The following is a 2,187-nucleotide window of genomic DNA, read 5'->3' on the forward strand; positions in this document are numbered from 1 at the left end:
CTGCCCGATGTGATCCTGCATCGCGGCCTGTTCACCACGCTCGACCGCGCCCGGCCGACCGCCAGCGCGGTGGCGATCACCGACGGGGCATTCAGCGCCGTCGGCGCCGACCATGAGGTAATGCCGCTGGCCGGGCCGAACACACGCATCGTCGACCTGAAGGGCCGACGGGTGCTGCCGGGTCTGATCGACAACCACCTGCACATCATCCGCGGTGGCCTGAACTTCAACATGGAGTTGCGCTGGGACGGCGTGCGCTCGCTGGCCGATGCGATGGCGATGCTGAAACGGCAGGTCGCGGTCACCCCGCCGCCGCAATGGGTGCGCGTGGTCGGCGGCTTCACCGAGCACCAGTTCGCCGAGAAGCGGCTGCCGACGATCGAGGAGCTGAACGCCGCAACCCCCGACACGCCGGTGTTCCTGCTGCATCTCTACGACCGGGCGATCCTGAACGCGGCCGCTTTGCGCGCCGTCGGCTATGGCAAGGACACGCCCGAGCCTCCTGGTGGCGAGATCACGCGTGCGCCCGACGGCACCCCGACCGGCCTCCTGCTGGCCAAGCCGAACGCCGCGATCCTCTACGCCACCTTGGCCAAGGGGCCGAAGCTGCCCTTCGACTACCAGGTGAACTCGACCCGGCACTTCATGCGCGAGCTGAACCGCCTGGGCGTCACCGGCGCCATCGACGCCGGCGGCGGCTTCCAGAACTATCCCGAGGACTATGCCGTCATTCAGAAACTGGCGGATGACGGCCAGCTGACCATCCGGCTCGCCTACAACCTGTTCACCCAGAAGCCGAAGGCCGAGAAGGACGACTTCCTGAACTGGACGAAGACGTCGCGCTACCGGCAGGGCGACGACTATTTCCGGCACAATGGTGCCGGCGAGATGCTGGTGTTCTCCGCCGCCGATTTCGAGGATTTCCGCCAGCCGCGCCCCGACATGCCGCCGGAGATGGAGGGCGATCTGGAGGACGTCGTCCGCATCCTGGCCGAAAACCGCTGGCCCTGGCGGCTCCACGCCACCTATGACGAGACGATCAGCCGGTCGCTGGACGTGTTCGAACGGGTGAACCAGGACATCCCGCTGGAGGGGCTGCACTGGTTCTTCGACCATGCCGAGACAATCTCGGACCGGTCGATCGACCGCATCGCCGCGCTCGGCGGCGGCATCGCCGTACAGCACCGCATGGCCTATCAGGGCGAGTATTTCGTCGAGCGCTATGGCCTCGGCGCCGCCGCGGCCACGCCGCCGGTGGCGCGGATGCTGGAGAAGGGTGTCAAGATCTCGGCCGGCACCGACGCGACCCGGGTCGCCTCCTACAACCCCTGGGTCTCGTTGGCCTGGTTGATCACCGGCCGCACCGTCGGCGGCCTGCGGATCACGCCGCAGCACAACTGCCTGGACCGCGAGACGGCGCTCAGGATGTGGACGGAGAACGTCACCTGGTTTTCGAACGAGGAAGGCCGCAAGGGCCGCATCGCTGTCGGCCAGTTGGCCGATTTGATCGTCCCCGACCGGGATTTCTTCGCCTGCGCCGAGACCGAGATCGGGGATATCACTTCCGACCTGACCTTGGTCGGCGGCAAGGCGGTCTGGGCCGCCGGCGACTTTACCTCGCTAGATCGGGCCGCGCTGCCGCCCGCCATGCCCGACTGGTCGCCGGTGCGCCGCTTCGGCGGCTATGCCGCCTGGGGCGACACCGACCCGGCCGCGTCAGTGCGGCGGATGGCCGCCACGGGCTGCGGCTGCGCGACCAGTTGCAGCGTCCATGGCCACGACCACGCCACGGCCTGGTCGGCCCGGCTGCCGATCTCCGACCTCAAGAGCTTTTGGGGCGCCCTCGGCTGTGCCTGCTGGGCGGTGTGACGCCATGCCGGCGCTCGCGAACATCGAGAACCACATTGCCGCCTCGGTCCGCCCCGCCCTCGGGGCGGACCGAATTCGGAGACGCCACCCCCTCGGACATCGTATGCGACCCCCCGGATGGGGGATCGAATCAAGAGCGAAACTATACGAATTGGAAACCAGGAGCGGTGGTCGCGACCACTAACTTCGCTGACGACCACTCCAGTGACATCGAAGGAGCAATGAAATGGCAATACCGGCGGCGCCAGTCACAAGTTCGGCGACCTCAGCAAAAAAGGAGCCGAAGCCGCTTCCGTTGCCGAACAGCGACTTCTACCA

1 protein-coding gene is annotated in these 2,187 nt (G+C 67.3%); it reads left to right on the forward strand.

Translation table 11 applies throughout. The features are described from left to right. Nucleotides 1-9 precede the first annotated feature (9 nt). On the forward strand, nt 10-1,869 hold the full coding sequence (locus AC3XYG_RS35910) for an amidohydrolase (protein WP_489144690.1): 1,860 nt from the start codon (nt 10-12) through the stop codon (nt 1,867-1,869). Nucleotides 1,870-2,187 lie beyond the last annotated feature (318 nt).

The organism is Inquilinus sp. (assembly GCF_057815775.1).